The 2,203-nt window shown below is 45.2% G+C and carries 2 protein-coding genes; one reads left to right on the top strand and one right to left on the bottom strand.

What is annotated here, in order from left to right; genetic code table 11:
- Nucleotides 1-58: 58 nt before the first annotated feature.
- On the top strand, nt 59-1,150 hold the full coding sequence (gene rlmM, locus AND4_RS18780; protein WP_009844571.1) for a 23S rRNA (cytidine(2498)-2'-O)-methyltransferase RlmM: 1,092 nt from the start codon (nt 59-61) through the stop codon (nt 1,148-1,150).
- Between the two features lie 96 nt (nt 1,151-1,246).
- On the opposite strand, the gene AND4_RS18785 is transcribed toward rlmM, so the two are convergent.
- Nucleotides 1,247-1,996: a DNA/RNA non-specific endonuclease gene (locus AND4_RS18785; protein ID WP_009844572.1), complete on the bottom strand. Its 750-nt coding sequence runs from the start codon at nt 1,994-1,996 to the stop codon at nt 1,247-1,249.
- Nucleotides 1,997-2,203 lie beyond the last annotated feature (207 nt).

Here is a 2,203-nt window from a genome sequence, read left to right on the forward strand (position 1 = left end):
TCATGCTCGGCTGGTGTCTGTTCTTTTTTGCTGCGTTCAATATCAAAGAGGTCTCCAAGTGAAACAACTAATGCTCTATTGCCGTTCTGGCTTTGAGAAAGAGTGTGCTGGTGAAATTCAGGACAAAGCAACACAGCTGGAAGTGTACGGCTTCCCCCGTGTGAAGAAAAACTCCGGTTATGTTGTCTTCGAGTGTTACCAAGATGGAGACGCAGACAAGCTAGCAAAGGGCATAGACTTTAGCGCACTGATTTTTGCACGTCAGATGTTTGCCGTGTCAGCTGAATTTGCAGCGCTACCAAGCGAAGATCGTATCAGCCCTATTTTGGCTGAGCTGTCTGAAATCGAAGCATTCCCACGTTGTGGCGATTTGCGAATTGAAACGCCAGATACCAACGAAGCGAAAGAGTTATTAAAGTTCTGCCGTAAGTTCACGGTACCAATGCGCCAAGCGATGCGTGGCAAAGGTCTGATGTGGAGTAAAGACAACGCGAAGAAGCCAGTACTGCACATTTGTTTTGTGGCGCCGGGCCATTGTTATGTGGGGCACTCATACCCTGGTAACAACTCGCAGTTTTTCATGGGAATTCCTCGCCTTAAGTTCCCAGCAGATGCGCCAAGCCGTTCGACACTGAAATTGGAAGAAGCATTCCACGTCTTTATTCCTCGCGATGAATGGGATGAACGTTTGGCTCCTGGTATGTGGGGTGTTGACCTTGGTGCCTGCCCGGGCGGTTGGACTTATCAACTGGTCAAACGTTCGATGTTTGTTCACTGTGTCGATAACGGCATGATGGCGGATAGCCTAATGGAAACGGGGCAAATTAAACACCACATGGTGGATGGCTTTAAATTCGAACCAGACCGTAAGAACGTAACTTGGATTGTGTGTGACATGGTTGAAAAACCAGCACGCGTGGCACACCTGATGGGGCAGTGGTTGCTAAAGGGCTGGGCCAAAGAAGCGATCTTCAACCTTAAGTTACCAATGAAGGGTCGTTACGATGAAGTGCTGCAAGATCTTGAAAACCTAAAAATGTTCCTGATTGAAAACAAGGTGAAATTCAAGCTGCAAGCGAAGCACTTGTATCATGACCGTGAAGAGATCACGATCCATATTCAGTGTTTGTCGAATATTTCACCTTATTAACCTCAGCGTTGTGTGAGATAGAGATGAATAAAAAAGCGCCGTTAATATGGCGCTTTTTTAATATCGCTTAAGCATCGCGATTGTTTTATTTATTTGTTAATGGATTGGCCACATATTTTCCCATTTCATTGATTCCATTTTGTCTTCGATTTCATCAGGCGTTTGAGCAAAAAAATCTAACCCAGTCTGATATTCTACTTCGTCAATCGTGGTAATAAAGCTGGCCAGTTCGGCACTTGAGACGTTGCGATGTGGAACAATGAAGGCGATAGCTTCGTCAAAGCGCGGATCAAGAACGACTTTGTAAAACGCGCTTGGGATCACTACGCCATTGCCTATCGTTCCTTCGTTGCCATGGTAAATCGGCCCTGTCACCACATAAAGCTCGTTGTATTTATTGGCGAGGTCACGAATATGTTCTTCCAGAATACGCCAACCGACTCGATTAAACCCCGGAAGTTGTGGAGACATATTGCTCATCAAAAAGCTTTGTACCATTGATTCTAGGGTGAAATCCATCGTTGCTGATGGTGCAAGGTGCCCTCTGTCGTACCCAGAGTCTTTGTAATCCTCAAGGGTGGCGCGTGCATAATCCGGAACCTCCATATCTTCTTTAAAGGCGTTACTGCGTTTGTTGGTGATGTTTACGTTCGCTGCGGTGATGTGGTAAGCAACCCAGTCTGCGTTTTTGGTGCGGTAATTGTACCCAACGGCATAGCCATTACGGCAAAGGAGCTGATCATTGATTGTTGCAGGTATGCCTTTATCAAGGTGTTGGCGACAAGTTTCAGCGATTGTGGGGAAGGATAGGAGCGCGATTAGAGATAGTAAGATGATATTTTTCATTATTTTCCTCCGTGTTTTGGAGGCCTGAAAATAATGAAATTACGCGTTCAAACTGTGAATTTGGTTGTAAACTGTACGCTTGCCTGTTAGGTCATCATGAGGTAAATATCAGCATTGTGAATGTAAAGGGTTACACAACAGGTTTTATAAACGTATTGTGTTAACCAAGCCTTATGACATGAAAACGATGTGCTTACTGAGGCTTAT

Origin of the sequence: Vibrio sp. AND4 (assembly GCF_000171815.1) — a bacterium.
Taxonomy (GTDB): Bacteria; Pseudomonadota; Gammaproteobacteria; order Enterobacterales; family Vibrionaceae; genus Vibrio.

Bases quoted from the DNA above. Each gene is read 5' to 3' on its own strand.
- AND4_RS18785 (WP_009844572.1), bottom strand. From the start codon at position 1,996: ATGAAAAATATCATCTTACTATCTCTAATCGCGCTCCTATCCTTCCCC.